General features: G+C 63.6%; 25 protein-coding genes and 1 riboswitch. Of the genes, 14 read left to right on the top strand and 11 right to left on the bottom strand.

Translation table 11 applies throughout. The features are described from left to right. Positions 1-4: 4 nt before the first annotated feature. On the top strand, positions 5-808 hold the full coding sequence (locus FJW08_RS05545; RefSeq protein ID WP_140809487.1) for a DUF1194 domain-containing protein: 804 nt from the start codon (positions 5-7) through the stop codon (positions 806-808). Between the two features lie 9 nt (positions 809-817). Here FJW08_RS05545 and FJW08_RS05540 read toward each other — a convergent pair whose 3' ends face one another. After that, positions 818-1,741 carry a glycosyltransferase family A protein gene (locus tag FJW08_RS05540; RefSeq protein WP_140754335.1) on the bottom strand — a complete coding sequence of 308 codons (924 nt, stop codon included), beginning with the start codon at positions 1,739-1,741 and terminating at the stop codon, positions 818-820. 373 nt (positions 1,742-2,114) lie between these two features. Here FJW08_RS05540 and FJW08_RS05535 point away from each other — a divergent pair, with 373 nt between their 5' ends. Continuing rightward, positions 2,115-2,435 (top strand): DUF1330 domain-containing protein, encoded by a 321-nt coding sequence (locus tag FJW08_RS05535; RefSeq protein ID WP_140754333.1) that lies wholly within the window; start codon positions 2,115-2,117, stop codon positions 2,433-2,435. 20 nt (positions 2,436-2,455) lie between these two features. Here FJW08_RS05535 and metW read toward each other — a convergent pair whose 3' ends face one another. Further along, entirely contained in the window at positions 2,456-3,070 is a 615-nt protein-coding gene (gene metW, locus FJW08_RS05530; RefSeq protein WP_140754331.1) for a methionine biosynthesis protein MetW, read from the bottom strand. A 118-nt stretch (positions 3,071-3,188) separates the two neighbouring features. Further along, the gene (locus FJW08_RS05525) at positions 3,189-4,358 is read right to left on the bottom strand and encodes a homoserine O-acetyltransferase (RefSeq protein ID WP_140809485.1); all 1,170 of its coding nucleotides are present in this window, start codon (positions 4,356-4,358) and stop codon (positions 3,189-3,191) included. A 119-nt stretch (positions 4,359-4,477) separates the two neighbouring features. Continuing rightward, positions 4,478-4,555, bottom strand: a riboswitch (SAM riboswitch). A gap of 137 nt (positions 4,556-4,692) precedes the next feature. Between FJW08_RS05525 and hisC the strand changes: the two genes are divergently transcribed. Further along, positions 4,693-5,802, top strand: coding sequence for a histidinol-phosphate transaminase (gene hisC / locus FJW08_RS05520; RefSeq protein WP_140809483.1), 1,110 nt, complete (start codon positions 4,693-4,695; stop codon positions 5,800-5,802). 5 nt (positions 5,803-5,807) lie between these two features. Then, a complete protein-coding gene (locus FJW08_RS05515) occupies positions 5,808-6,743 on the top strand; it encodes a prephenate/arogenate dehydrogenase family protein (protein WP_181178206.1) in 936 nt (311 codons plus the stop codon). On the opposite strand, the gene FJW08_RS05510 is transcribed toward FJW08_RS05515, so the two are convergent. Both FJW08_RS05510 and FJW08_RS05505 read right to left on the bottom strand, forming a co-directional pair. Next, positions 6,740-7,669 (bottom strand): sugar kinase, encoded by a 930-nt coding sequence (locus FJW08_RS05510; protein ID WP_140809481.1) that lies wholly within the window; start codon positions 7,667-7,669, stop codon positions 6,740-6,742. The genes FJW08_RS05515 and FJW08_RS05510 overlap by 4 nt on opposite strands. A gap of 122 nt (positions 7,670-7,791) precedes the next feature. After that, positions 7,792-8,790, bottom strand: a complete 999-nt coding sequence (locus tag FJW08_RS05505; protein WP_140809479.1) for a DUF2125 domain-containing protein — start codon at positions 8,788-8,790, stop codon at positions 7,792-7,794. 134 nt (positions 8,791-8,924) lie between these two features. Here FJW08_RS05505 and FJW08_RS05500 point away from each other — a divergent pair, with 134 nt between their 5' ends. The 3 genes from FJW08_RS05500 (at position 8,925) to FJW08_RS05490 (ending at position 11,233) form a co-directional block, all read left to right on the top strand. Then, entirely contained in the window at positions 8,925-9,446 is a 522-nt protein-coding gene (locus FJW08_RS05500; protein WP_140809477.1) for a gamma-glutamylcyclotransferase, read from the top strand. Positions 9,447-9,565: 119 nt separating this feature from the next. After that, on the top strand, positions 9,566-10,513 hold the full coding sequence (locus tag FJW08_RS05495) for an aldo/keto reductase (RefSeq protein WP_140809475.1): 948 nt from the start codon (positions 9,566-9,568) through the stop codon (positions 10,511-10,513). Positions 10,514-10,606: 93 nt separating this feature from the next. Then, entirely contained in the window at positions 10,607-11,233 is a 627-nt protein-coding gene (locus FJW08_RS05490; protein ID WP_140809473.1) for a LysE family translocator, read from the top strand. A 19-nt stretch (positions 11,234-11,252) separates the two neighbouring features. Here FJW08_RS05490 and FJW08_RS05485 read toward each other — a convergent pair whose 3' ends face one another. Next, positions 11,253-12,041, bottom strand: coding sequence for a 1-acyl-sn-glycerol-3-phosphate acyltransferase (locus FJW08_RS05485; RefSeq protein ID WP_140809471.1), 789 nt, complete (start codon positions 12,039-12,041; stop codon positions 11,253-11,255). 77 nt (positions 12,042-12,118) lie between these two features. Then, entirely contained in the window at positions 12,119-13,024 is a 906-nt protein-coding gene (locus FJW08_RS05480; RefSeq protein ID WP_140809469.1) for a LysR family transcriptional regulator, read from the bottom strand. 101 nt (positions 13,025-13,125) lie between these two features. Between FJW08_RS05480 and FJW08_RS05475 the strand changes: the two genes are divergently transcribed. From FJW08_RS05475 to FJW08_RS05465, 3 genes are all read left to right on the top strand, one after another. Next, on the top strand, positions 13,126-13,677 hold the full coding sequence (locus FJW08_RS05475; RefSeq protein ID WP_140809467.1) for a carboxymuconolactone decarboxylase family protein: 552 nt from the start codon (positions 13,126-13,128) through the stop codon (positions 13,675-13,677). Positions 13,678-13,738: 61 nt separating this feature from the next. Next, a complete protein-coding gene (locus FJW08_RS05470; protein WP_140809465.1) occupies positions 13,739-14,209 on the top strand; it encodes a DUF1348 family protein in 471 nt (156 codons plus the stop codon). Positions 14,210-14,234: 25 nt separating this feature from the next. Next, positions 14,235-14,867, top strand: a complete 633-nt coding sequence (locus tag FJW08_RS05465) for a pyridoxamine 5'-phosphate oxidase family protein (RefSeq protein ID WP_140809463.1) — start codon at positions 14,235-14,237, stop codon at positions 14,865-14,867. A gap of 7 nt (positions 14,868-14,874) precedes the next feature. Here the strand turns inward: FJW08_RS05465 and FJW08_RS05460 are convergent, their stop codons facing one another. The 3 genes from FJW08_RS05460 to ftsE form a co-directional block, all read right to left on the bottom strand. Next, on the bottom strand, positions 14,875-15,600 hold the full coding sequence (locus FJW08_RS05460; RefSeq protein ID WP_140809461.1) for a YdcF family protein: 726 nt from the start codon (positions 15,598-15,600) through the stop codon (positions 14,875-14,877). A gap of 109 nt (positions 15,601-15,709) precedes the next feature. Then, positions 15,710-16,696, bottom strand: coding sequence for an ABC transporter permease (locus FJW08_RS05455; protein WP_140809459.1), 987 nt, complete (start codon positions 16,694-16,696; stop codon positions 15,710-15,712). Continuing rightward, complete coding sequence (gene ftsE / locus FJW08_RS05450) at positions 16,689-17,348, bottom strand: cell division ATP-binding protein FtsE (RefSeq protein ID WP_010911739.1); 660 nt, start codon at positions 17,346-17,348, stop codon at positions 16,689-16,691. The genes FJW08_RS05455 and ftsE overlap by 8 nt, the downstream gene beginning before the upstream one ends. A gap of 253 nt (positions 17,349-17,601) precedes the next feature. Here ftsE and FJW08_RS05445 point away from each other — a divergent pair, with 253 nt between their 5' ends. The 3 genes from FJW08_RS05445 to FJW08_RS05435 all read left to right on the top strand — a co-directional run bounded on the left by FJW08_RS05445 (position 17,602) and on the right by FJW08_RS05435 (position 19,259). Further along, positions 17,602-18,246 (top strand): hypothetical protein, encoded by a 645-nt coding sequence (locus tag FJW08_RS05445; protein ID WP_140809457.1) that lies wholly within the window; start codon positions 17,602-17,604, stop codon positions 18,244-18,246. A 23-nt stretch (positions 18,247-18,269) separates the two neighbouring features. After that, positions 18,270-18,812 (top strand): hypoxanthine phosphoribosyltransferase, encoded by a 543-nt coding sequence (hpt, locus tag FJW08_RS05440; protein WP_140809456.1) that lies wholly within the window; start codon positions 18,270-18,272, stop codon positions 18,810-18,812. A gap of 75 nt (positions 18,813-18,887) precedes the next feature. After that, positions 18,888-19,259, top strand: a complete 372-nt coding sequence (locus tag FJW08_RS05435; RefSeq protein WP_181182846.1) for a response regulator — start codon at positions 18,888-18,890, stop codon at positions 19,257-19,259. Here FJW08_RS05435 and FJW08_RS05430 read toward each other — a convergent pair whose 3' ends face one another. Next, a complete protein-coding gene (locus FJW08_RS05430; RefSeq protein WP_140809452.1) occupies positions 19,260-20,207 on the bottom strand; it encodes a DMT family transporter in 948 nt (315 codons plus the stop codon). A 222-nt stretch (positions 20,208-20,429) separates the two neighbouring features. Between FJW08_RS05430 and FJW08_RS05425 the strand changes: the two genes are divergently transcribed. After that, positions 20,430-21,305: a LysR substrate-binding domain-containing protein gene (locus tag FJW08_RS05425; protein ID WP_140809450.1), complete on the top strand. Its 876-nt coding sequence runs from the start codon at positions 20,430-20,432 to the stop codon at positions 21,303-21,305. The last annotated feature ends 4 nt before the right edge of the window (positions 21,306-21,309 follow it).

Genomic DNA, 21,309 nt, shown 5'->3' with positions numbered 1-21,309 from the left:
GGCCATGCTTGAGACAATGAGCCTGCTTGCCTGCCTGGCTTGCGCCGAGGCCGCTCCGGTTCCTTCGGCGCCGGATACGCTGCCCGTCGACGTCGAACTGGTGCTGGCGGTCGATATCTCCCTGTCGATGGACGAGACCGAGTTCGCCCTTCAACGCGCCGGCTACGTCGAGGCGCTGCGGCATGCCGATTTCATCCAGGCGGTCCGCTCCGGCCATACGGGACGCATTGCGCTCGCCTATTTCGAATGGGCCGGCACGGTGCGCGATGACGCGGTCATCGGCTGGCAGATCATCGACAGCGCGCAGAGTGCCAACAGCTTTGCCGACAAGCTCGCGGCCCGCCCCTTCAGGAGTTTCCGCGGCACCTCGATTTCAAGCGCGCTTGCCTTCGGCACCGAGCTTTTCGACGGCACCAATTTCGCGGGCGAACGCAGCGTCATCGACATATCAGGCGACGGCCCCAACAATATCGGGCCGCCGGTCACCGTGACGCGTGATGCGGCCATTGCCAAGGGCATCGTCATCAACGGCTTGCCGATCGTGATCAAGCCATCGCCGACCTTCAGCCATCTCGATCAGTATTATGCACAGTGCGTGACCGGCGGGCCTGGTTCCTTCGTGCTGCCGATCCATGCGGCCGACGAGTTTTCGACGGCGATCCGGCGCAAGCTGATCCTTGAGGTCAGCGGCGTTCGGGACAAGCCCAAAATCACGCCCGTCGAGATGGACGCACCGATCGACTGCCTGCTGGGGGAACGGGACCGGCGGTTCCTGTCGGATCCCTATTTTCCGGAACTGGACCGATAGGCCTGGCCGTCAGGCCGGTGGAATTCCAAACTTCCCGCGAACTTCGTCATAGAGATCGCGCCGCCAGCGACGGCCGTAAAGATAACCGGTGACCAGTTCCGGCAATGAATAACCAAGCGCGTCAGACGAACGGTTGGCCATGTATCCCGCAAATGCCTGTGGTATCCGCCCCCGGAGAATATCGGCGATGATCTGCCGCGCGATCATAAAGGGTGGGACATGGGGGTAAGAGCGAGCGATGTGCGGGTGCTTGCTCATCAGGATCGCATAGGCTTCGACATAGCCGTCCCTGCGGCCCGAAATCGAATTCTGCGAATTGTGCTTCGTCCAGTCGATATCTTCCGATAATTGGGCGCCGAAGCGCTGCGCGAAGCGCAGCAGAAGCTCCCGGTCCTGCATCCGGGGAATGTCGCTGTCATAGCCGCCGATGGCCAGCAAAGCCTCCCGCCTGGCCGTTATCGCCGACCCGGCGATGAAGGCCGTCTGCGCAACCACCGCCCGCTCCAGCATTGACGGACTGAGGAAAGCACCGCGGTTGACGCAGGCGGTGCCACGGCCGCCCTTCACCGAGACATATGAAGAGAGCAGGACTTCGAGCGCCGGATTGTCGTCGAACCATGCCAGCGTCCGTTCGAGCCGGTGCGGCAGGAAGAGATCGTCCGAATCGAGAAAAGTCACCACGGGCGCCCTCGCCAGCTCGATGCCGGCATTCCTGGCGGCATTGGCGCCGCGCCATTTCGCGCCGACATAGATCAGCCGAGGGTCGCGGATGCGCGCAAGCGCGGCTTCCGTCCCGTCGGTCGAGCCATCGTCGACGACGATATGCTCAAACCGCGTCATGCTTTGAGAAAGCACGCTTTCCACGGCGCGCAGCACCGTTTCGCGCCGGTTGTGGGTCGGTGTGATGACCGTGATGAGGGGCAAATGCTCCATCGCGTCAGCCGTTTCCGGCGCGAAAATGCACTTTCCGATAGCTCTTTTCGGTCTGCAGGATGGTTGAATGGATCGGACTTCCCCCTGGATGGCCCTCATCGGATTCGGTGCGACGCTACAAAAAACAACCTGTTATGTCACCCATTGAGCCGTGGTTCGACCGACCTGGCGTGATGAATTCCGGCTCTTAGCGCTTCAACTGCAACACCATTTCCATTGCTAAGGACGCGCAAGTCACCGTCGCCAGGATTGGCGGAGGCTCTGGCGACTGCGTCCATTCCATTACCTCGAGCGTAATCGCTTCCTGGCGAGTGCTTGGGGCAAAAGATCATTCACCAGGCCGGCCGGTCTCGAAATCAAAGGGAGTACCGTCATGACCGCCTACGCCGTTGCCCATATGCGCCAGGCTACAATGGGGCCGCAGATCGTCGAGTATCTGCATAAAATCGATGCCACGCTGGAGCCTTTCGGCGGTCGTTTCCTGGTCCACGGCGGCAATTTGGAGGTGATGGAGAACGACTGGCCGGGCCACCTCATCATCATTGAATTCCCTGACAGGGAGCGTCTGCGCGACTGGTATGATTCGCCGGCCTATCGGGCGATCCTGGCACTGCGGACCGCTAATTCGCGATCGGACGTGGTATTCGCCGACGGCGTCGAACATCCGCACAAGGCCACCGACGTCCTGAAATAGCGGCGTGCCCGAGCGGAAGCCTACCGCTTCAGCAGGAACACAGCCTGCTGGCCAAAGAAATTCCAGAACCACCAGGGCATCGACAGGCCGATCTTCTGGCCGCTGGCGTCGAGCGCGGTCGCCTTCTCCACCGTCGCTCCGAGCTCCTCGCACAAATTGACGAAGTCGCGGATGGTGCAGAAGTGGATGTTGGGCGTGTCGTACCAGGAATAGGGCAGGTCCTTGGTCACCGGCATGCGGCCCTTGACGAACAGCGACAGGCGCACCCGCCAATGGCCGAAATTGGGGAAGGACACGATCGCCCGGTTGCCGATCCTGAGCAGTTCGTCGAGCACCAGTTTGGGATTGCGGGTGGCCTGCAGGGTTTGCGACAGGACGACGAAGTCGAAACCCTTGTCGGGATAGAATTCGAGATCCTTGTCGGCATCGCCCTGTATGACCGAGAGCCCGCGCGCCACGCATTCATTGACGCCGCGCTGCGACAACTCGAGCCCACGGCCGTCGACCTGCTTGGTCTCCTGCAGCAATTCGAGCAGCGAGCCGTCGCCGGAGCCGACGTCGAGCACGCGCGATTGCGGCGGGATGAGATTGGCGATGACCTCGAGGTCGACGCGCTGGCTGCCGTTGACGCTCATGGCTTCGCCTCCTGTTTGGCGCATGGCCGTCCGAAAAGCCTGCAACTTTTCGGGCTCATGGCTTCGCCTTTCTGTTTGGCGCATGACCTTGATCCGAAAAGTCTGCAACTTTTCGGGGTCATGCGCCGAGCCCCCTGGCGCGCGCGGCCGAGCCGATGAAGCCGTTGATGGCGGCAAACAGTTCCGGCTCGTCCAGCAGGAAGGCGTCGTGGCCGCGGTCGGTCTCGATCTCGACGAAGGACACCGACGCGCCGGCGGCGTTGAGCGCGTGCACGATCGAACGGCTCTCTTCGGTCGGAAACAGCCAGTCCGACGTGAAGGACACCAGGCAGAAGCGGGTTTTGGTGCCGGCAAAGGCGTCCGCCAGCCGGCCACCATGGTCGGCGGCAAGGTCGAAATAATCCATCGAACGTGTCATGTAGAGGTAGGAGTTGGCGTCGAAACGGTCGACGAAGGTCATGCCCTGGTGGCGCAGATAGCTCTCGATCTGGAAATCGGCATCGAAGCCGAAGGTCAGCGCTTCGCGGTCCTGCAGGTTGCGGCCGAATTTGCGGTGCAGGGCGGCTTCCGACAGATAGGTGATGTGGGCGGCCATGCGGGCCACCGCCAGCCCCTTTTCCGGGCGCTTGCCGTGCTCGAAATATTTGCCGCCGTGCCAGTCCGGATCGGCCATCACGGCCTGCCGCCCGACTTCGTGGAAGGCGATGTTCTGTGACGAATGGCGCGCGCCGGTGGCGATCGGCAGCGCCGAGAACACGCGCTCGGGATAGCTCGACGCCCATTGCAGCACCTGCATGCCGCCCATCGAACCGCCCAGCACGCAGAACAACTTCTCGATGCCGAAATGGTCGACCAGCATGTGCTGCGCACGCACCATATCGCGGATGGTGATCACCGGAAGGTCGAGCCCAAAGGGCTTTCCCGTGGCGGGATTGGTCGAGGCCGGCCCGGTGGAACCAAGACAGCCGCCGATGACGTTGGAGCAGATGACGAAGAAACGGCTGGTGTCGATGATCTTGCCGGGGCCGATCAGCACTTCCCACCAGCCCGGCTTGCCGGTCACCGGATTGGTGCTGGCGACATGCTGGTCGCCGGTCAGCGCATGGCAGACGAGGATGGCATTGGAACGGGCGTCGTTCAGCGTGCCATAGGTCTGGTAGGCGATCTGGAATGGCGACAGCAGCGTGCCGGCATCGAGCTTGAGCGGCTTGTCGAGCCCGAAACGCAACACCGGGCTCGACGGTTGGTCGGCCTCGTTGTTGGTCTTTCCTGCACGCAGAGCAGCCATCACGTCTCTCTTGCTGCACCGTGCTTTTGCGGAAATCGCTGCCGATCTCCGCGCCGCCGATGCGTTCGTCCGGCCGGTCGCGGACAACAAAAAACCGGCATTGCCTTCGCAAAGCCGGTTACGTCACGCAAACGGCCCTTTAGCGAATTGTTTAACGTGGCTGCAAGCCGACCGGCCAAATCACCACGGAACTGTCACCGTCCTTCTAGAACTCGTCCGCCTCGCCGTCAATGGCAGCCGCTGGCACCACTGCCGCCCCTCGACATTGCCTGCCGCGGCTTGTATTTCCGCAGCGGCTTCCGGATGGAGGCATTTTTGACGGATTTTGCAAGATATGAACCAGACACTCGATCAGGCACGTCCAACCCCGCGCGCGGGCATCATGGACATAGACGCCTACGTGCCCGGCAAGAGCACGGCGCCCGCCGGTGTCGCCAAGGTCCACAAGCTGTCGTCGAATGAGAATCCGCTGGGGCCCTCGCCGAAGGCGATCGAGGCCGCGCGCGAAGTCGCCGGCAGGCTCGACGTCTACCCCGACGGCACCGCCAGGCGGTTGCGAGAGGCGATCGCCGAGGTGCATGGCCTCAACGCGCAGAACATCATCTGCTCGAACGGTTCCGACGAGATCCTCGGCCTACTGGCGCAGACCTATCTGGCGCCCGGCGACGAGGCCATGTTCACCGAACACGCCTTCATGGTCTACAAGATCTACATCCAGTCGGCGGGCGCCACACCGGTCGTGGTCAACGAGACCGACGAGCGCGCCGACATCGATGCGATGCTGGCGGCCGTGACGCCGCGCACGAAAATCGTGTTCCTGGCCAATCCCAACAACCCGACCGGCACCTATGTGCCGTTCCAGGAGGTGCGTCGCCTGCACGCCGGACTGCCGAAAAACGTGCTTCTGGTGCTCGACGCGGCCTACGCCGAATATGTCCGCCGCAACGATTACGAAGCCGGCATAGAACTTGTTGGCAGCGCCGAAAACGTGGTGATGACGCGCACCTTCTCAAAGATCGGCCTTGGCGGCGCGCGCATCGGCTGGATGTATGGTCCGATGCACATCGTCGACGCGATCAACCGCGTGCGCGGTCCCTTCAACGTCAATGCGACGGCGATCGAGGCCGGCATCGCTGCGATCCGCGACCGCGCTCATGTCGAGCGCAGCGTGGCGCATAACGAGACCTGGCTCACCTGGCTGAGTGAGCAGATGACCGGGCTCGGGCTGCGCGTGACACCCAGCGTCGGCAATTTCCTGCTCATCCATTTTCCCGACGACCAGAAGCATTCCGCAGCGGCTGCTGATGAGTATTTGAGCGCGCGCGGCTATATTCTGCGGCGCGTTTCAGGCTACGGCTTTCCCAACGCGCTGCGCATGACCGTCGGCACCGAAGAGGCCAATCGCGGCGTTGTCGCCGCGCTCACGACATTTCTGAAAAGCTAGAAGCCATGACATCACCGATGTTCGAAAAGATCGCGCTGGTCGGCATTGGCCTGATCGGGTCGTCGCTTGCCCGCGTCATCCGCCGCGAGGGTTTGGCTCGCCATGTCGCCATCTCGACCCGCAGCGCGGCCACGCTCAAGCGAGCCGAGGAACTCGGCCTCGGCGATTTCTACACCACGGATGCCAGGGAAGCGGTGCGTGATGCCGATCTGATCATCGTCTCGGTGCCTGTCGGTTCGTCCGGCGCCGTGGCACAGGAAATCGCGCCGGCGCTGAAAAAAGGGGCGATCCTCACTGATGTCGGTTCGACCAAGGCCTCGGTCATCGCGCAGATGCAGCCGCATGTGCCTGACGGCGTGCATTTCATTCCCGGCCATCCGCTGGCGGGCACCGAAAAATCCGGCCCGGACGCCGGCTTCGCCGATCTGTTCGACAATCGCTGGTGCATCTTCACGCCGGTGCCGGGCACTGATCCGGAAGCGCTGGAACGGCTGTCGGAATTCTGGCGCCGCTGCGGCGCCAACATCGACACGATGGACCCGCAGCATCACGACATGACGCTCGCCATCGTCTCGCATCTGCCGCACATCATCGCCTACAATATCGTCGGCACCGCCGACGATTTGGAGTCGGTGACCAAGACGGAAGTGATCAAATATTCCGCCTCCGGTTTTCGCGATTTCACGCGTCTGGCCGCATCCGATCCGACCATGTGGCGGGACGTGTGCCTGCACAACAAGGACGCCATCCTCGAAATGCTGGCGCGCTTCTCCGAAGACCTGGCGTTCCTGCAGCGCGCGATTCGCTGGGGCGACGGCGACAAGCTCTTCGACCTGTTTACCCGCACGCGCGCCGTGCGCCGCTCGATCATCGAGGCCGGCCAGGATATCGATGTGCCCGACTTTGGCCGCCAGGCGGTCGAGCATCCGGCAAAGAGCTAAGCTGTTTCAGGCCAGGTCGCTGCCATCATGGCGAGCGTCTCGGCCCGATACGGCGCGCCCAGCCTGCCGCCGAAGCGCAGGCATTTGAGCGCGGCGGCCGCACTTGCGAAACGCAAGGCCTGCTCGACCGGCATGGCTTCCGCCAGCCCGACGGCAAAGGCGCCATGAAAGACATCGCCGGCGGCCAGCGTGTCGACCGCCTTGATCCTCGGGGCCTCGACATGGCGGGATGATCCGGCGCTTCGATCGAACCACCAGGTACCGGCCGCGCCGCCGGTAACCGCAACGAACGCGTCGGTACGCGAGGCGAGGTCCGTGCAAGCGCTCTCCAGATCCAGCGCGTGGCCGCATATGATACGGACCGCCGGCTCGGAGGCGACGATGTGCGAGGCCAGCGGCAACAATTGCTCCAGCACCGCCAGCGGCGCGGTATCGGCATCGAGGATCGCCGGACGGCCAGCGGCTCGCGCCGCCTTCAAGGCAAGTGCCGCGGCACCCGGCCAGCGCACGTCGGCCAGCACGGCGTCGAATGCCGTAACGTCGGTGAACGGCAAAGCCTCGGGATCAGCCTGCGCGCGCGTGTCGTAGAACGGCACGATGATACGCTCGCCATGCGCATCGACCAGGATCGAGGCCAGTGCCGAGCGCGCGCCGCCGACGCGGCGCACATGGCTGCAATCGACACCCTCGGCCTCTATTCCCGCAATCAGCTGATCGCCGACCGGATCGTCGCCGGCGCTCGCCCATAGTGATACCTCGGCGCCGAGACGGTGCGCGGCACAGGCAGCGCTCGTGGCCATGCCCGAGGCGATCTGGACGCCGTCGGAGGCGATGAATTTTCCCTGATGGTTGGGCAAAGTATCGACACGCAGGATGGTATCCAGCGTCAGCGCCCCGACACTCAGGAGCCTCACGGGTCTTGCCATGGCGGGACTAGATAGGGATGACGTTTCGTCATCCCGATCAATCTCTTTGTTGGAGCATGATCTCTGGACAAACGGAAACCGTTTGTCCGCGAAAACGGGTTCCCACTTTTCGGGATCATGCTCTATTGCACCGGCTTGATCTTGCCCAGCGGGATGAAGCCGAGCGAGGCCTTGCCCTTGACCACTTTCAGCGGCATCGACGGTTCGCTGCCGAGCAGGGCCAAGGCGCCAAAACCCTGCTCAATCGCATTCTTCTGCTCGGGTATGGCGCCGGCAAGGATAGATGCCACGGCCTTGGGATCCTTGATCCTGATCATCAGATCGGCATCGACCAGGCCCTCGGCATCGACCGAAAGCGGGCCGGAAACGGTGACACGCGCGGTCCCCGACGACAGATCGAGGTTGCGGATTTCGATCTTTTGGCCACGCAGGCTTTTCACCTGCGTGCCGACCAATGCGACGCCGTTCTTCAGTGTCACGTCGCCGCTGGCATCGAGCGCCGGCAGCACGCGCCCGCCGATCGCGTCGGAATCGATCTCGAGATCGCCAAAGCTGCCGACATAGTCGAGATCCCCACCATTCGGCTGCAACTGGCCTGATGCCTTGCCGGCACTGAACAGTTCGACTGGATCGGTGTCGTCGGCCGGGTCGGTCTGGCCCGACAGGCCCTCGGCCTGCAGCGCTATACGCCGCGGCAGCGGGTACCACAGTTTGACGTTGGCCTGCAGATTGTCCCAGTCGATCCAGAGCGGCATCATGCCCGGGACGGAGGTCCGGAGCGGACCGCGCAGATTGGCAACCGGCGACAAGGGCTGGACGATCTGGGCGGTGGCATTGAAACTACCGGCCGAGGCGGCAATGTTCTTGGCATCGTCCTCATAGGCGAGGTTGTCGCAAGAGACGGCAAAGCTCAGGGGATAGCCACTGACCTGGAGGTTGGCGCAGCCGGCCTGGATACCGCTCTTGTTGAGCGTGGCAACCGTCTTGTCGGCTTCAGTCCTGACCCTGCTGGCCAGGTAGAACCAGCCGGCACTGTAAAGGGCGAACAGCACGAGGATCAACGCGGCAAGCCACCACAGGCGGCGACGGTTACCCGGTTGGCGTTCGTCACTTGACGTCATGCTTTGGCTCTCATTAACGCATGGATGGTGTGGACGGATTCTCGATTCCGAACACTAGGTAGACGGACACGGGCGGAAAAAACACCGGTTTCCGGTGCGGTGTTGCCATTCTTTTTGCAATCAGGGGCGGTGATATGGGCGATTTTTGGGTGTTCGGCTATGGTTCGCTGATCTGGCGACCGGGTTTCGCGCATGTCGAGACACGGCGTGCCCACCTGCATGGCTATCGCCGCTCGCTCTGCGTCTATTCCTTCGTGCACCGTGGCACGCGTCAGCGACCGGGACTGGTGCTCGGCCTCGACCATGGCGGTTCCTGCGTCGGCCTTGCCTTCCGAGTGCCCGGCGAATTGCGCGACGAGGTCATCGCCTACCTGCGCGAGCGCGAACTTGTCACCAGCGTCTATCTCGAGCGGACGCTCAAGGTTCGTCTCGACGGCGGCGGTGCGGTCGAGGCCGTGGCCTACATCGTCGACCGCAGGCATGAGCAATATGCCGGTGCGCTGGATACGGCGGATGCGGCGACCGTGGTGCGCGGCGCGGTCGGCCGATCCGGCAACAATGAGGACTATGTGTTGAGCACGCTGAAGCATCTGGAAGCGCTCGATATCCGCGACCACTGGCTGGAGGATGTGGCGCGCCGGATAGCGACTTTGTGAAGCGCTGGCTCTGCGGAAAAGGCGGCCAGGCCTTTGACCTCGATGCCGCAAGACCTAGCTTAAGCTCCGAACCTTAGCCTGCGGGCGCCGTCCGCCGATCCAATCCACGGAGATTAGTCTTGCAGAAACGCCGTCTCGGTCGCACCGACCTTTCCATCGCGCCGCTGGTTCTGGGCGGCAATGTCTTCGGCTGGACCGCTGACGAGAAAACCTCCTTCGACCTGCTCGACCGCTTCGTCGACGCGGGCCTCAATGCCATCGATACGGCCGACGCGTATTCGCGTTGGGTGCCCGGCAACAAGGGCGGCGAATCGGAAGCCATCATCGGCAAATGGATGAAGGATCGGGGTAACCGCGACAAGGTCGTGGTGGTCACCAAGGTCGGCTCGGACATGGGGCAGGGCCACAAGGACCTGTCCGCCGCCTATATCGAAAAGGCCGTCGACGCATCGCTGAAGCGGCTGCGGACCGAATTCATCGATCTCTATCTGTCGCACTGGCCGGATCCGACCACGCCCTATGAGGAAACGCTCGGCGCCTATGAGAAATTGCTCGCCAAGGGCAAGATCCGCTATGCCGGCTGTTCGAACCTCGATGCCGGCCAGTTGCGCGCGGCACTGGACGTGGCAAGCCTGCGCGGCCTGCCGCGCTATGAGGTGCTGCAGCCGGAATACAATCTTTACGACCGCTCTTCCTTCGATGGCCCGCTGCGCGACCTCTGCGTGGCCGAGGATATCGGCGTCATCACCTATTTCAGCCTGGCCAAGGGTTTTCTCAGCGGCAAGTACCGCACGGAAGCCGATCTCGGCAAGAGCGAGCGCGGCGAGGATGTCGGCAGCTATCTCAATCCACGCGGCATGCGCATTCTGGCGGCGCTCGACGCCATTTCGGCCAGGCATTCGGCCAAGCAGGCGGAAGTGGCGCTTGCCTGGGTTATCGCGCGGCCGGGCGTCACCGCACCGATCGCCAGCGCCACAAAGCCGAGCCAGATGGACAGCCTGATCAAGGCGATGTCGTTGAAGTTGAGCGCGGACGACATGGCCGAACTCGACAGAGCCAGCGCCTGAGGCTGCCGGTAACGCGGGACGCACGAACGTCCAAGACGATACTCATGTCTTGCCATACCGTCCCTTCGCACAGGGGTGCAGGGCGAGGATCAGATGGCCGGACCGCATGTTTCGCAGCCGGAGCTTTGGCGCCAATTGCTTGCGCTGTTGCTGGCCGCCACCGTCGTCATGGGCAGCCCGGGGCCGGCGACGATAAGCGTCACCGCCGTCGGCGCTGCCTTCGGCCTGCGCGACTCGCTGCGCTACGCCGGCGGCATTGTCCTGGGCACGACCGCCGTTCTGCTGGTCTTGGCGACCGGGGTCATGGCGGCGCTGGCTTCGATGCCGAAGCTGGCGCCATTGCTGGTTGTCGCGTCCGCGGCCTACATACTCTACCTCGCCTTCAAGATCGCCACCGCGCCGCCATTGGCTGCACGTGCCGCCGAGGCGTCGCGCCCGACATGGCTGGCCGGTTTTCTCCTCGCGGTGGCCAACCCGAAAGCCTATGTGGCGATCGCCGCCGTGTTCGCGGGTGCCTCGTCAGGCGCGGGCGATGCCGGGCTCCGGCTGTGGACGAAACTGACCGTTCTCGCGGTGATGATCGTTGTCATCCACGCCGCGTGGCTTCTTGCCGGTGCGGCGTTCGCGCGCTTGCTGCGCAGGCCAGTCGCCTCGCGGATCATCAATCTGATCTTTGCCGCGACGCTGGTGCTGACCACGGTGCTGGCTGTTTACGGCTGATTGCCTGGCCGGAGAGCCTTCAGGCCTTCCTGCCCAGATCCCGAAGCCGCTTGATCGCCGTCGGCGGCAGGGCCGGTGGATTGGGGGCGCGGGATGCCTCGACGAGAAGTTGGTCGCAGGCAGCCTCGGTCTCGCCGATCAGCCGCGCCATGAACTCTTCCTTGCCCAGACCCGGCGGTATGGGCGGCAGGAAGCGTGCCTTGACGGTCCCGGGATAGCGCAGGAACTTGCGGCGCGGCCAATAGAGGCCGGCGACATGGGCGACCGGCACGACCGGAACGCCAAGCTGCGTGTAGATTTCGACGATGCCGTATTTGTAGGCCGGCTCGTCGCCCGGCGCCCGGCGCGTGCCTTCGGGATAGATGATCAACTGGCGCGGGTTGCGCGCCATCTCTTCCCTGGTCGCGGCGACCACGGCCTTCAGCGCCTTGGAGCGGCTGCCGCGATCAACCGGGATCATGCGCATCTTCAAGATGTACCAGCCGAAGAACGGGATCCAGGTCAACTCGCGCTTCAGGATGTAAAGCGGGTCCTGGAGGAACGGGAAGAAGGCGATCGCGTCCCAGAACGATTGGTGCTTGGGCGCCAGGATGAAGGAGCCCTCGGGCAGGTTTTCCTGCCCGGTAATGTCGTTCTTCGTTCCGGCGATCTTGTCATAGAGCCACATCGAGGTGCGCGACCAGAATTTCGGCACGAACCAGGCGCGGTGACGGGGCGACAGGAAATAGTACGGGGTCCAGAGGATCATCTGGACGATCAGATTGACGTAGAAGACGAAATTGAACGCCAGCGATCTGACATAGAGCATGGGGGAGGTCCGGTGAGGAAGTGTGCGTTGGTTACACCAAGCGCAGGGAAAAAGGAAACAGTGCGATGCTGCCCGTTCTACCAGGTCGCCTGCGCCAGGCGTTCCCTCAGGCGCGGGGCGGCGAAGTCGAGGAAGGCGCGCAATTTCACCGGCAGCCGGCCCTGGCCCGCATGCACCAGGTTAACCGGCCAAGGCTCGGGTTCGAAATCCCCGAGCACGGGGCGCAGTGTTCCTGATCGTATGGCGGCGACGATCTGGTAGGAAAGCACCCGGGTCAACCCGACCCCGGCGATCGCCGCATCGATCGCCGCCTCGGCGGTGTTGACCCGGAGCCTTGAGCGGACCGGCACGACAAAATCAGCCTTGTCCACCGTGAAGGTCCAGGCGGCAAGCGAGCCAAGACCCTCGAAGGTGATGCATCTGTGTGTCTCGAGCTCTCCCGGGGTCCGTGGAATGCCGTGCGCGGCCAGATAGGCTGGGCTTGCGCAGACGACATGACCGATCGAGCCGACCCTGATGGCGACCATGCGCGAATCCGGCAGCCTGCCGATGCGGACGGCGAGGTCGATATGGTCCTCGGCCAACTGGCTTATCCTGTCACCGAGCGTGAGCCGGATATCCACCAGGGGAAAGGCGGCGAGGAACTCGGTGACAACCGGCAACACGTGAAGGCGGCCGAAGACGATCGGCGCGGTGATGATCAGTTCTCCCGTCGGGGCGCTGTATTCGCCGCCGGCGGTGCGTTCGGCGTCGCCGACCTCTTCGAGAATGCGGCGGCAGGCAGCGAGATAGGCATGGCCCGCGTCGGTCAGTGTCAGCCGCCGCGTCGAGCGGTTCAACAGGCGTGTCTTCAGGTGGCGCTCCAGCTCGGAGACCTTGCGGCTGACCGTTGCCAGCGGAACGTCCGAACGGCGCGCGGCGGCGGAAAGGCTGCCGCCTTCCGCTGCCGCGACGAAAAGGGACATGGCTTCGAGACGATCCATCATTTCTTCCAGAAAATGGAAGGGTTGATTGCAAATATGGCATCTACATCCGCAACATGGAAGGCTGCATATGGGCGTGGTACCTCAACAAGGAGATCTTCATGCCCCGCATTGCCACGCCTTCGTCCATCGCAGCCGCTCCCGCCGCCTCGCAGCCCATGCTGCAGGCGGTGGAAAAACAGCTTGGTGTCGTGCCGAACCTGTTTCGGATGGTCGCCAACAGTCCGGCCGCGCTGGAAGGCTATCTCGGCATGATGGGAGCCTTGGCCAAGGGCCGGCTTCCAGCGCCGACCCGCGAGCGCATCGCGCTGGCGATCGCCGAGATCAATGGCTGCAACTACTGTCTTTCCGCCCACACCTATCTCGGCAAGAACCTTGCAAGGCTCGACGATGCCGAGATGATCGCCAACCGCCATGGCGGCTCCTCGGATCCCAAGGCAGCCGCGGCGGTGCGTTTTGCCGCCAAGGTTGCGCAAAGCCGCGGGCATGTCGGCCAGGAGGATCTCGCCGCTGTCAGGCTCGCGGGCTATGACGACGGGGAGATCATCGAGATCGTCCAGCATGTCGTCCTGAACGTCTGGACCAACTATATCAACGAGGTTGCACAGACGGAGATCGATTTTCCAGTTGTTTCCGCGCGCGATGCTGCCTGAATCCGGAAAGGGGGCGGCGGTGCCCGCCGGCCCCAACCCTTCATGCCGCAGAGGAGATCCCATGTCTGATAGCCGCCCGCCGCTTCCCCCCTTCACCGCCGAGACGTCAGCGCAGAAAGCGCGCATGGCGGAGGATGCCTGGAACTCGCGCGATCCGGCGCGGGTGGCGCTCGCCTATACGGCGGACAGCCGTTGGCGCAACCGGGCCGAGTTCCTGCAGGGGCGCGATGCGATCCAGGCGTTCCTGACGCGCAAATGGACACGCGAGCTCGACTATCGGCTGATCAAGGAGGTCTGGGCTTTTCACGGCAATCGCATCGCGGTGCGCTTCGCCTATGAATGGCGCGACGACAGCGGCTCATGGTTCCGCAGTTATGGCAACGAGAACTGGGAATTCGACGAGCACGGGCTGATGCGCCTGCGCATCGCCAGCATCAACGACCTGCCGATCGCCGATGCCGAGCGCAAATATCACTGGCCGCTCGGTCGGCGGCCGGACGACCATCCGACGTTGTCGGAGCTCGGCCTTTAGAAACGTTTCACGCAAGGAGGTTTCGATGAACGCACACGCATTTGCGAGCGATGTCGCCTTCACGCCGACGGTCAAGGCGATCCAGGCGCGCAAGGGCTCGCGCCAGTCCTATGCCCGCGTCGAGGAGCGAGGCGGCTGGCAGTCGGCGATCACACCGGACCTTGCCGCCTTCATCGAAATGCAGACCAGCGTCTTCCTGTCGACGGCCAATGGCGATGGCCAGCCCTACATCCAGCATCGCGGCGGCCCTGCCGGCTTTCTCAAGGTGCTCGACGAGAAGACGATCGGCTTCGCGGATTTTTCCGGCAACAGGCAGTTCATCACACAGGGCAACCTGGCCGACAATCCGAGAGCCTTTCTGTTCCTGATTGATTACATGATGCGCCAGCGCATCAAGATCTGGGGTACGGCGCGCGTTGTCGAAGACGACGCCGAGATGATGACGCGGCTGATGCCGCCGGACTACAAGGCGCGTCCCGAGCAGGTCATCCTGTTCACCGTCTCGGCATGGGATGCCAATTGCCCGCAACATATACCGCAGCGCTTCGAGGCGGCTGATGTGGCAGCGGCGCTTGGCGAACGCGACCGGCGCATCCAAGACCTTGAACGGGAGATCGCGCGCCTCAAGGGCGTTTCAGGGGCTGGCGCCAAGCAATGATGCGGGCTCAGCCGCCGGCGGCGGTCTCGGCCAGCGCGATGCCTTCGGGCGTCGGCTTCACCGGGATAATGCCGCGAGCCAGCGCCAGCAGGTATTTGGTGTATTCGGTGAACAGCACGCGCACGGCCCGCGGCTTGGTCAGCCAACTGCCATTATCCAGGTTGGAATTGACCACCGGGTAGGGTTCGAGCTTGGCGCCATGCAGCAGCCGGCCCATCTCCAGCAGGCTGCGCGGCATGTGATAATTGTTGGTGACCAGGATCACCGTGCCATAGGCGTGGTTTTCCACCCATTTGGCGCTTTCCTCCGCGTTGCCTATCGTATCGAGCGCGGCGCGGTCGATGTCGACACAGCAGGAAAACAACTTCTTGTCGCCGCCGGTCGCCGCCTGAAGCTGGCGACGGCTGGCCGATGGATGCACGCCGCTGATCAAAAGCCGCTCGCCCTTGCCGGACGCCAGCAGCTCCATCGCAGCGTCGAGGCGCGACTGGCCGCCGGTCAGTACGATGATGGCGTCGGCCTTGGCCGGGTTGGTGGGCGTGGTCAGATGACTGACCTTGCTGGCAAACCAGCCGAAGCCGCCAGCGAACACCATTGCGAGCACAAGCAGGGAAAGAGCGGAGAGGCGCACGGCGGTCCTTAAATGACCAACCTTGCCGTGGGCGCGCCAACGGGAAACCACCACTGGCAGCTGTCCAGCCGTCCCGGTCGAGTCCCGCACGTCCATGGCCATATGGTTAATCCCGAAATGCGGCCTTTGATAGCTAAAAGACGCACTTTGCGTTACGCGAATTCTCGATCCGTGATCGCCGTGTTTCCATCCGCGCCAAGACGAGTTCCTTTCATGCGTCGGGTTGACGAACGTCGATGTCGCTAAGATAGGCGACGACGGTGGCGTGCGAGGTCGCCGCCGTCAGCGCGCCAATCACCAGCACCATCAGGACGACGCCCAGATAACCCGCGGAGCCGATGGCGAAGTTACCGAATAAAGCGGTCGCCTGATCGGCCTGAGGTGTTGCCATGTTACGCGACGACCACCATGAAAACACGATGAAGACGAGCACCGCCGCCGCTCCGCCGGCGGCCGCGCCCTTCATCCCGGTGACCAGGAAGTGCCGGCGGAATTCGCGCGCGATGAAGCGCGCCTCGGCGCCGACGAAATGCAGCACCTCGATGATGTGGCCGTTGCCGTCCATGGCGCCACGGGTCGCGAATACCACGGTCAGCACCGTTGCCGACAGCATCAAGGCCAGAACGGCGATGCCGATGGTCACCGTGGTGCGGGCCATGGCCACCAGCCGGTCGACCCAGGTACGGTGGTCGTCGAGCGATGCACTCGGCAGTTTCGGCGTGATCGCGGCGCGCATGGCGGCGAAGTCGGGCGGGCTGTTCTCGTCGATGGTGACGATGATCAGGCGCGGCACCGGCAGGTCGTCGATGTTGAGGCCCGATCCCAGCCAGGGCTCCAACAGCCTGGCGGTCGCTTCGCGGTCGATGATCCGGGTCGACTTCACGCCCGGGAATTCGGCGGCGATCTGCGAGGCCTGGCTAAGCGCCGCCTCCATATCGAGGCCGTCGGCCGGCTTGATCTGGATCGTCGCCTCGCGCGAGATCTGGTTTTCCCAGACCGAGGCCGTGTCGCGCACCAGCGTCACCGCGCCGAAGGTCAGGCAGGACAGGAAGGTCATGATGGCGATGACCAGCACCAGTGCGCGGCCGGCAATGTTCTGCGCCGGCACGATCGGCGCCATCTTGCGCTGGGCGCGCGGTCTTGCCTCGACCGCCTCGGCATCCTGCTGCTCGAAATGGTCGGCCGATAGCTCAGTCATAGATATCAAGCCTTCCGCCGGCCAGGATCATGCGGCGCGCGTCGACCTGTTCCATAAGGCCAAGATCGTGGGTCGCGATCACCACGGCGGTGCCGAGGCGATTGAGCTCGATGAACAGCCGCAGCAGGCGTCGCGCCAGCGGCGGATCGACATTGCCGGTCGGCTCGTCGGCGAGCAGGATTTCCGGCTGCTCGATCAGGGCGCGCGCGATCGCGGCGCGCTGCTTCTCGCCGCCTGACAGGACCGGCGGCAGCACATGCATGCGTTCGCCGAGCCCCACCCATTTCAACAGCTCGGTGACGTCGGTGCGGTAGCTCGCTTCCTCGCGCCCGCGCACGCGCAATGGCAAGGCGACATTCTCATAGGTGGTCATGTGGTCGAGCAGGCGAAAATCCTGGAACACCACGCCGATGCGGCGGCGCAGATGCGGCAGTTCGGTGCGTGAAATGCGCGAGCGGTCCTTGCCGAAGATGGTGATCAGCCCGCGCGTCGGCTTCAGCGACATGAACAAAAGGCGCAGCAAGGTCGTCTTGCCGGCACCCGAAGGCCCGCTCAGGAACTGGAAGGAGCGCTCCGGTATGTGCAGGGAGATGTCGCGGAGGATTTCCGGACCCATGCCATAGCGGAGGCCGACATTTTCGAAGCGAATCAATTTCGGCGACCTGAATTTCCTGGAGCATGATGCCGAAAAGTGTGACGCGGTTTTCGGGCGACATCATGCTCTGTCTCTTTTAGAGCCGGGGGCGAGCCGGCCTGTTCTGCGAAAAGACCATCGGCCGGCATGGTTAACCGGCGGTTAATTCCTGGGCTGTTTCGGCGCGTCACGTGAGCTCCGGTGGGGAAGCGTTAACCATTTGTGTTTACGCAAAAGAAACGAAAAGCGAACGTGCCGCAATGCTGGGGCCATGATGGCTGAGGAACGAACCGCGCGCCCGGTTTCCGGCGAAATCATGACCGAACCGCCGGCAATTGCCATGGCGGACCGGATCGTGCGCGGTCCGGCGGCCGATATCATCGATGCGGACTACGAAGTGATGCCGCGCTTTGCCCCTACGGTGGAAAGCGATTCACCGCCGCCGCGTGCGATCGTCCCCCCGCCCATCGAGGGCATGGACATGCTGCGCAAGCCGGAAGCACAAGCGAAACGGCTGCCGGCATCACGCGGAGGGCCGATCTTCTGGATCGCCGGCATCGGTGCCGCCCTTGCCGCCTTCTGGGTCTCCGGCGGTCATGCGCTGGTGCGGCAGGCGCCGTTCCTGGCCGGCACGCAAGCGTCGGCGCTGACCATTTCAGGCGTCACCTCACGCGTCGATGCCTCGGGCGCCAATCCGGTGCTGTTCCTCGATGGCGAGGCCGCCAATGATGGGACGAGGCCGGCGACAATGCCGCCGCTCGAAATCCGGGTGACGGGCAATGACGGACGCACGACCCGCTATACGTTGGGGACATCCGGCCGCTCGCTGGCATCGGGCGAAAGATTCGGCTTTGCCAGCCGGCTCGACGTGCCTAAGAACGGCGTTAGAACCGTTTTGGTTACTTTCGCCGAGTAGGCGATCACCGGAGAAGACCAGCAATGCCAATCGTACGCGGCAAGGACATCGAAGTCCTGTTTTCGGCATCGGCGATCGCGCGGCGCAATCTCGAACTCGCCAAGGAGATCGCCGCGCACGACTATCACGATCTCTTGGTGATTTCGGTGCTGAAGGGTTCGTTCATCTTCGCAGCCGACCTGATCCGCGCCATGCACGATGTCGGCCTGTCGCCCGAGGTCGAGTTCATCTTCATCTCCAGTTACGGCGCCGGCACCACCAGTGGCGAGGTGAGGGTGCTGCGCGACATCGACAATGAAGTCGCCGGGCGCGACGTACTGCTGATCGACGACATTCTGGAATCGGGCAAGACGCTGAGCTTCACGCGCGACCTGATGCTGTCGCGTGGCGCGAAAAGCTGTTCCATCGCCGTGCTGCTCGACAAGCGCATGCGCCGCCAGACCGCGCTCAATGCCGACTATGTAGGCTTCGACTGCCCCGATTATTTCGTCGTCGGCTACGGCATGGACGTCTCGCATGCGTTCCGCGAACTGCCGTTCGTGGGCGTCGTCAAAGGCGATGCTTGAACGACTTCCAAAAAGACTTGCCGACCTCTTCCGCCTTCAGGAAAAGTCAACTTTTGCCCGCCAAATATGCCGGCCATGGCAAAGCTTCTGATCGTCGAGGACGATGAGTCCGTCCGCACCCTCGCAGCCCGCGCGCTCGAACGCGCCGGCCACGCAATCGATATCGCCGCCGACGGCGCGCAGGGGCTTTCGCTGATCCGCGCCGCAAACGGCGGCTACGATCTCGTCGTCTCCGACATCCGCATGCCGGAGATGGACGGCATCGAGATGGCGGTTGCGGCCGCAGCGCTTTTCCCGGCGATGAAGATCATGCTGATGACCGGCTATGCCGACCAGCGCGAGCGCGCCGAGGAATTGAACGGCATCATCCTCGACGTCGTGCAAAAGCCCTTCACGCTGGCCGAGATCCGTTCACGCGTCGAATGGGCGCTGATCTGCTTCGCCTGATCAGGCCGGATCCCTGGCGACAAGCGCCGGCGCCGGGCCGGTCCGCCGCCCGGTGTTGAGCGCCAGCAGGCCGGCGCCGATGATCAGCGCCGCGCCGATCACGGTCGCCGAGCGTGGCACCTCGGCGAAGAACAGGAAGCCCCACAGCGGCGACCACAGGATGCCGGTATATTCGAATGTGGCGACGCGATTGGCGGGCGCCAGCCGATAGCCTTGCGAGAGCAGGATCATGCCGGCCGAAGCGACGAAACCGCACGCGGCCATCTTGAGGAAATCCGGCAGTGTCGGCCAGATCCACGGCCGCACCAGGAATTCGAGGCTCGGGTGGACGGCGTGGGTTATGCCGGCGAGGTGGAACGTGCCGGCGACCACGGCCGCGCCGGTCAGATAGGCGCCGTTCTGGTAGAAGGCCATCACGGTGGAGGATTCGGTGTCGCCGATCTTGCGGGCCATCAATTGCGAAAAGCCATAGAGCACGGCCGAGCCCAGCGACAGCAAGGCCGCCCAATCGGACAGTCCGGCGCCGGGGCGCAGCATCACCAGGACGCCAAGCATGCCGATCAGCACGGTTGCCAGGGTCTGCCAGGAAACACGCTCGCCAAGATAGGGACCGGCCATCGCCATGATGCAGAGCGGCGCCATGAAATAGAGCGCCACGGCGTCGGCCAGCGGCAGGGCGGCGATGGCCAGGTAATAGACCGTGTAGGACGTGAACTGGATGAAGGCGCGCATGGTCAGCATGCCGAAGCGCCGCGACAGGATGGCGCGCAGCCCGACATCGGCATGGACGAGAAGGATCAGGATCGGCAGGGCGATGATCGAGCGGATCGCCATCACCTCGGTCACCGGGTAGCCGCTCGACACGGCTTTGACGAGCGGGTCCTGCAGCGAGAAGACCAGGACGCCCAGGCACAGGCTCAGGATGCCGCGTACCATCCTATTCTGCATCCGCGTTCAGGCTCCCGCGCATATGATCCGGCGATCCTCTCCAGATCAAAAAGAACCCGCCACCGTTTTCGGGCAGCGGGCACGAGTGAGGACTCTTTGGTTGGTCCGCAGCCGATTTCGCGGCTGCATATCCAATGGGTGGGGCGACTATCGTCCGGCGTTTGACATGTTGCAAACGAATTGGAATGATGCCAGCAATCAAATTTGCTTATGATGGATGCGATGCGGCCAACCCTCGACAGCGATCTCCTGCGCACCTTCGTCGCCATCGCCGAGGCCGGTAATTTCACGAGGGCCGCCGAGCAGGCCGGCCGCACCCAGTCGGCCGTGTCGATGCAGATGAAGAAGCTCGAAGAGCTGGTCGGCGACAGCCTGTTCGAGCGCGGTTCACGCGGTGTCGCGTTGACGCGGCGTGGTGGCGAACTCATCGTCAATGCCCGCCGTATCGTCTCGCTGCTCGATGAGACGGCTGCTTCGATGACGGCGGCGCCGCTGGGCGGGCCCGTGCGCATCGGCATTCCGGAGGAATATGGCCACGCCATCCTGTCGCGCGCGCTCGGCGCATTCTCGAAGCGCCACACCAAGGTCGAGGTCACCGTGCGCTACGCCCATTCGGAGGCGCAGATCGCGGCACTCCTCGCTGGTGAACTCGATCTGTGCGTGGTGTTCGAATGGCAGGACCCATCTGGCGGCGAAGTGCTGATGCACGATCCGACGGTCTGGGTGACGTCGAACCTGCATCACATGCATGAGGAACGTCCGGTGCCGATCGCGCTCTACAACCGGGCCAGCTGGTGCAAGGATTTCGCCATCAAATCGCTGGAGCAGCGCGGCCTTGCCTATCGCGTTGCCTATACCAGCGACACCACCGGCGGCCTGAAGCTTGCTGTCACCTCGGGCTTGGCGATCGCGCCGATTTCGCGCAGCAACATCCCGGTGGACTGCCGCGAACTCACGGCCGCCGACGGGTTCGGCGACATCGATTCCTCCAATGTGGTGATGCATCGCAACCCGAACGTGTCAGGCGAGGCGATCGACGGCATGCAGGAGGCGATCCGCGAGGCGTTCGTCAACAGGCAGGTCCAACCCGCGTCATAGATGT

The sequence above is a fragment of the Mesorhizobium sp. B3-2-1 genome, assembly GCF_006439515.1.
Taxonomy (GTDB): Bacteria; Pseudomonadota; Alphaproteobacteria; order Rhizobiales; family Rhizobiaceae; genus Mesorhizobium.
This window is presented reverse-complemented; position numbering and strand designations above follow the sequence as displayed.

Bases quoted from the DNA above. Each gene is read 5' to 3' on its own strand.
- FJW08_RS05430 (WP_140809452.1), bottom strand. From the start codon at position 20,207: ATGCAGAATAGGATGGTACGCGGCATCCTGAGCCTGTGCCTGGGCGTC.
- FJW08_RS05515 (WP_181178206.1), top strand. From the start codon at position 5,808: ATGACATCACCGATGTTCGAAAAGATCGCGCTGGTCGGCATTGGCCTG.
- FJW08_RS05460 (WP_140809461.1), bottom strand. From the start codon at position 15,600: ATGGCCATGGACGTGCGGGACTCGACCGGGACGGCTGGACAGCTGCCA.
- FJW08_RS05425 (WP_140809450.1), top strand. From the start codon at position 20,430: ATGCGGCCAACCCTCGACAGCGATCTCCTGCGCACCTTCGTCGCCATC.
- FJW08_RS05470 (WP_140809465.1), top strand. From the start codon at position 13,739: ATGTCTGATAGCCGCCCGCCGCTTCCCCCCTTCACCGCCGAGACGTCA.
- FJW08_RS05475 (WP_140809467.1), top strand. From the start codon at position 13,126: ATGCCCCGCATTGCCACGCCTTCGTCCATCGCAGCCGCTCCCGCCGCC.
- FJW08_RS05445 (WP_140809457.1), top strand. From the start codon at position 17,602: ATGATGGCTGAGGAACGAACCGCGCGCCCGGTTTCCGGCGAAATCATG.
- hisC (WP_140809483.1), top strand. From the start codon at position 4,693: ATGAACCAGACACTCGATCAGGCACGTCCAACCCCGCGCGCGGGCATC.
- FJW08_RS05510 (WP_140809481.1), bottom strand. From the start codon at position 7,669: ATGGCAAGACCCGTGAGGCTCCTGAGTGTCGGGGCGCTGACGCTGGAT.
- FJW08_RS05490 (WP_140809473.1), top strand. From the start codon at position 10,607: ATGGCCGGACCGCATGTTTCGCAGCCGGAGCTTTGGCGCCAATTGCTT.
- FJW08_RS05485 (WP_140809471.1), bottom strand. From the start codon at position 12,041: ATGCTCTATGTCAGATCGCTGGCGTTCAATTTCGTCTTCTACGTCAAT.
- FJW08_RS05525 (WP_140809485.1), bottom strand. From the start codon at position 4,358: ATGGCTGCTCTGCGTGCAGGAAAGACCAACAACGAGGCCGACCAACCG.
- FJW08_RS05505 (WP_140809479.1), bottom strand. From the start codon at position 8,790: ATGACGTCAAGTGACGAACGCCAACCGGGTAACCGTCGCCGCCTGTGG.
- hpt (WP_140809456.1), top strand. From the start codon at position 18,270: ATGCCAATCGTACGCGGCAAGGACATCGAAGTCCTGTTTTCGGCATCG.
- FJW08_RS05480 (WP_140809469.1), bottom strand. From the start codon at position 13,024: ATGGATCGTCTCGAAGCCATGTCCCTTTTCGTCGCGGCAGCGGAAGGC.
- FJW08_RS05545 (WP_140809487.1), top strand. From the start codon at position 5: ATGCTTGAGACAATGAGCCTGCTTGCCTGCCTGGCTTGCGCCGAGGCC.
- FJW08_RS05435 (WP_181182846.1), top strand. From the start codon at position 18,888: ATGGCAAAGCTTCTGATCGTCGAGGACGATGAGTCCGTCCGCACCCTC.
- FJW08_RS05455 (WP_140809459.1), bottom strand. From the start codon at position 16,696: ATGACTGAGCTATCGGCCGACCATTTCGAGCAGCAGGATGCCGAGGCG.
- FJW08_RS05535 (WP_140754333.1), top strand. From the start codon at position 2,115: ATGACCGCCTACGCCGTTGCCCATATGCGCCAGGCTACAATGGGGCCG.
- FJW08_RS05465 (WP_140809463.1), top strand. From the start codon at position 14,235: ATGAACGCACACGCATTTGCGAGCGATGTCGCCTTCACGCCGACGGTC.
- FJW08_RS05540 (WP_140754335.1), bottom strand. From the start codon at position 1,741: ATGGAGCATTTGCCCCTCATCACGGTCATCACACCGACCCACAACCGG.
- FJW08_RS05500 (WP_140809477.1), top strand. From the start codon at position 8,925: ATGGGCGATTTTTGGGTGTTCGGCTATGGTTCGCTGATCTGGCGACCG.
- metW (WP_140754331.1), bottom strand. From the start codon at position 3,070: ATGAGCGTCAACGGCAGCCAGCGCGTCGACCTCGAGGTCATCGCCAAT.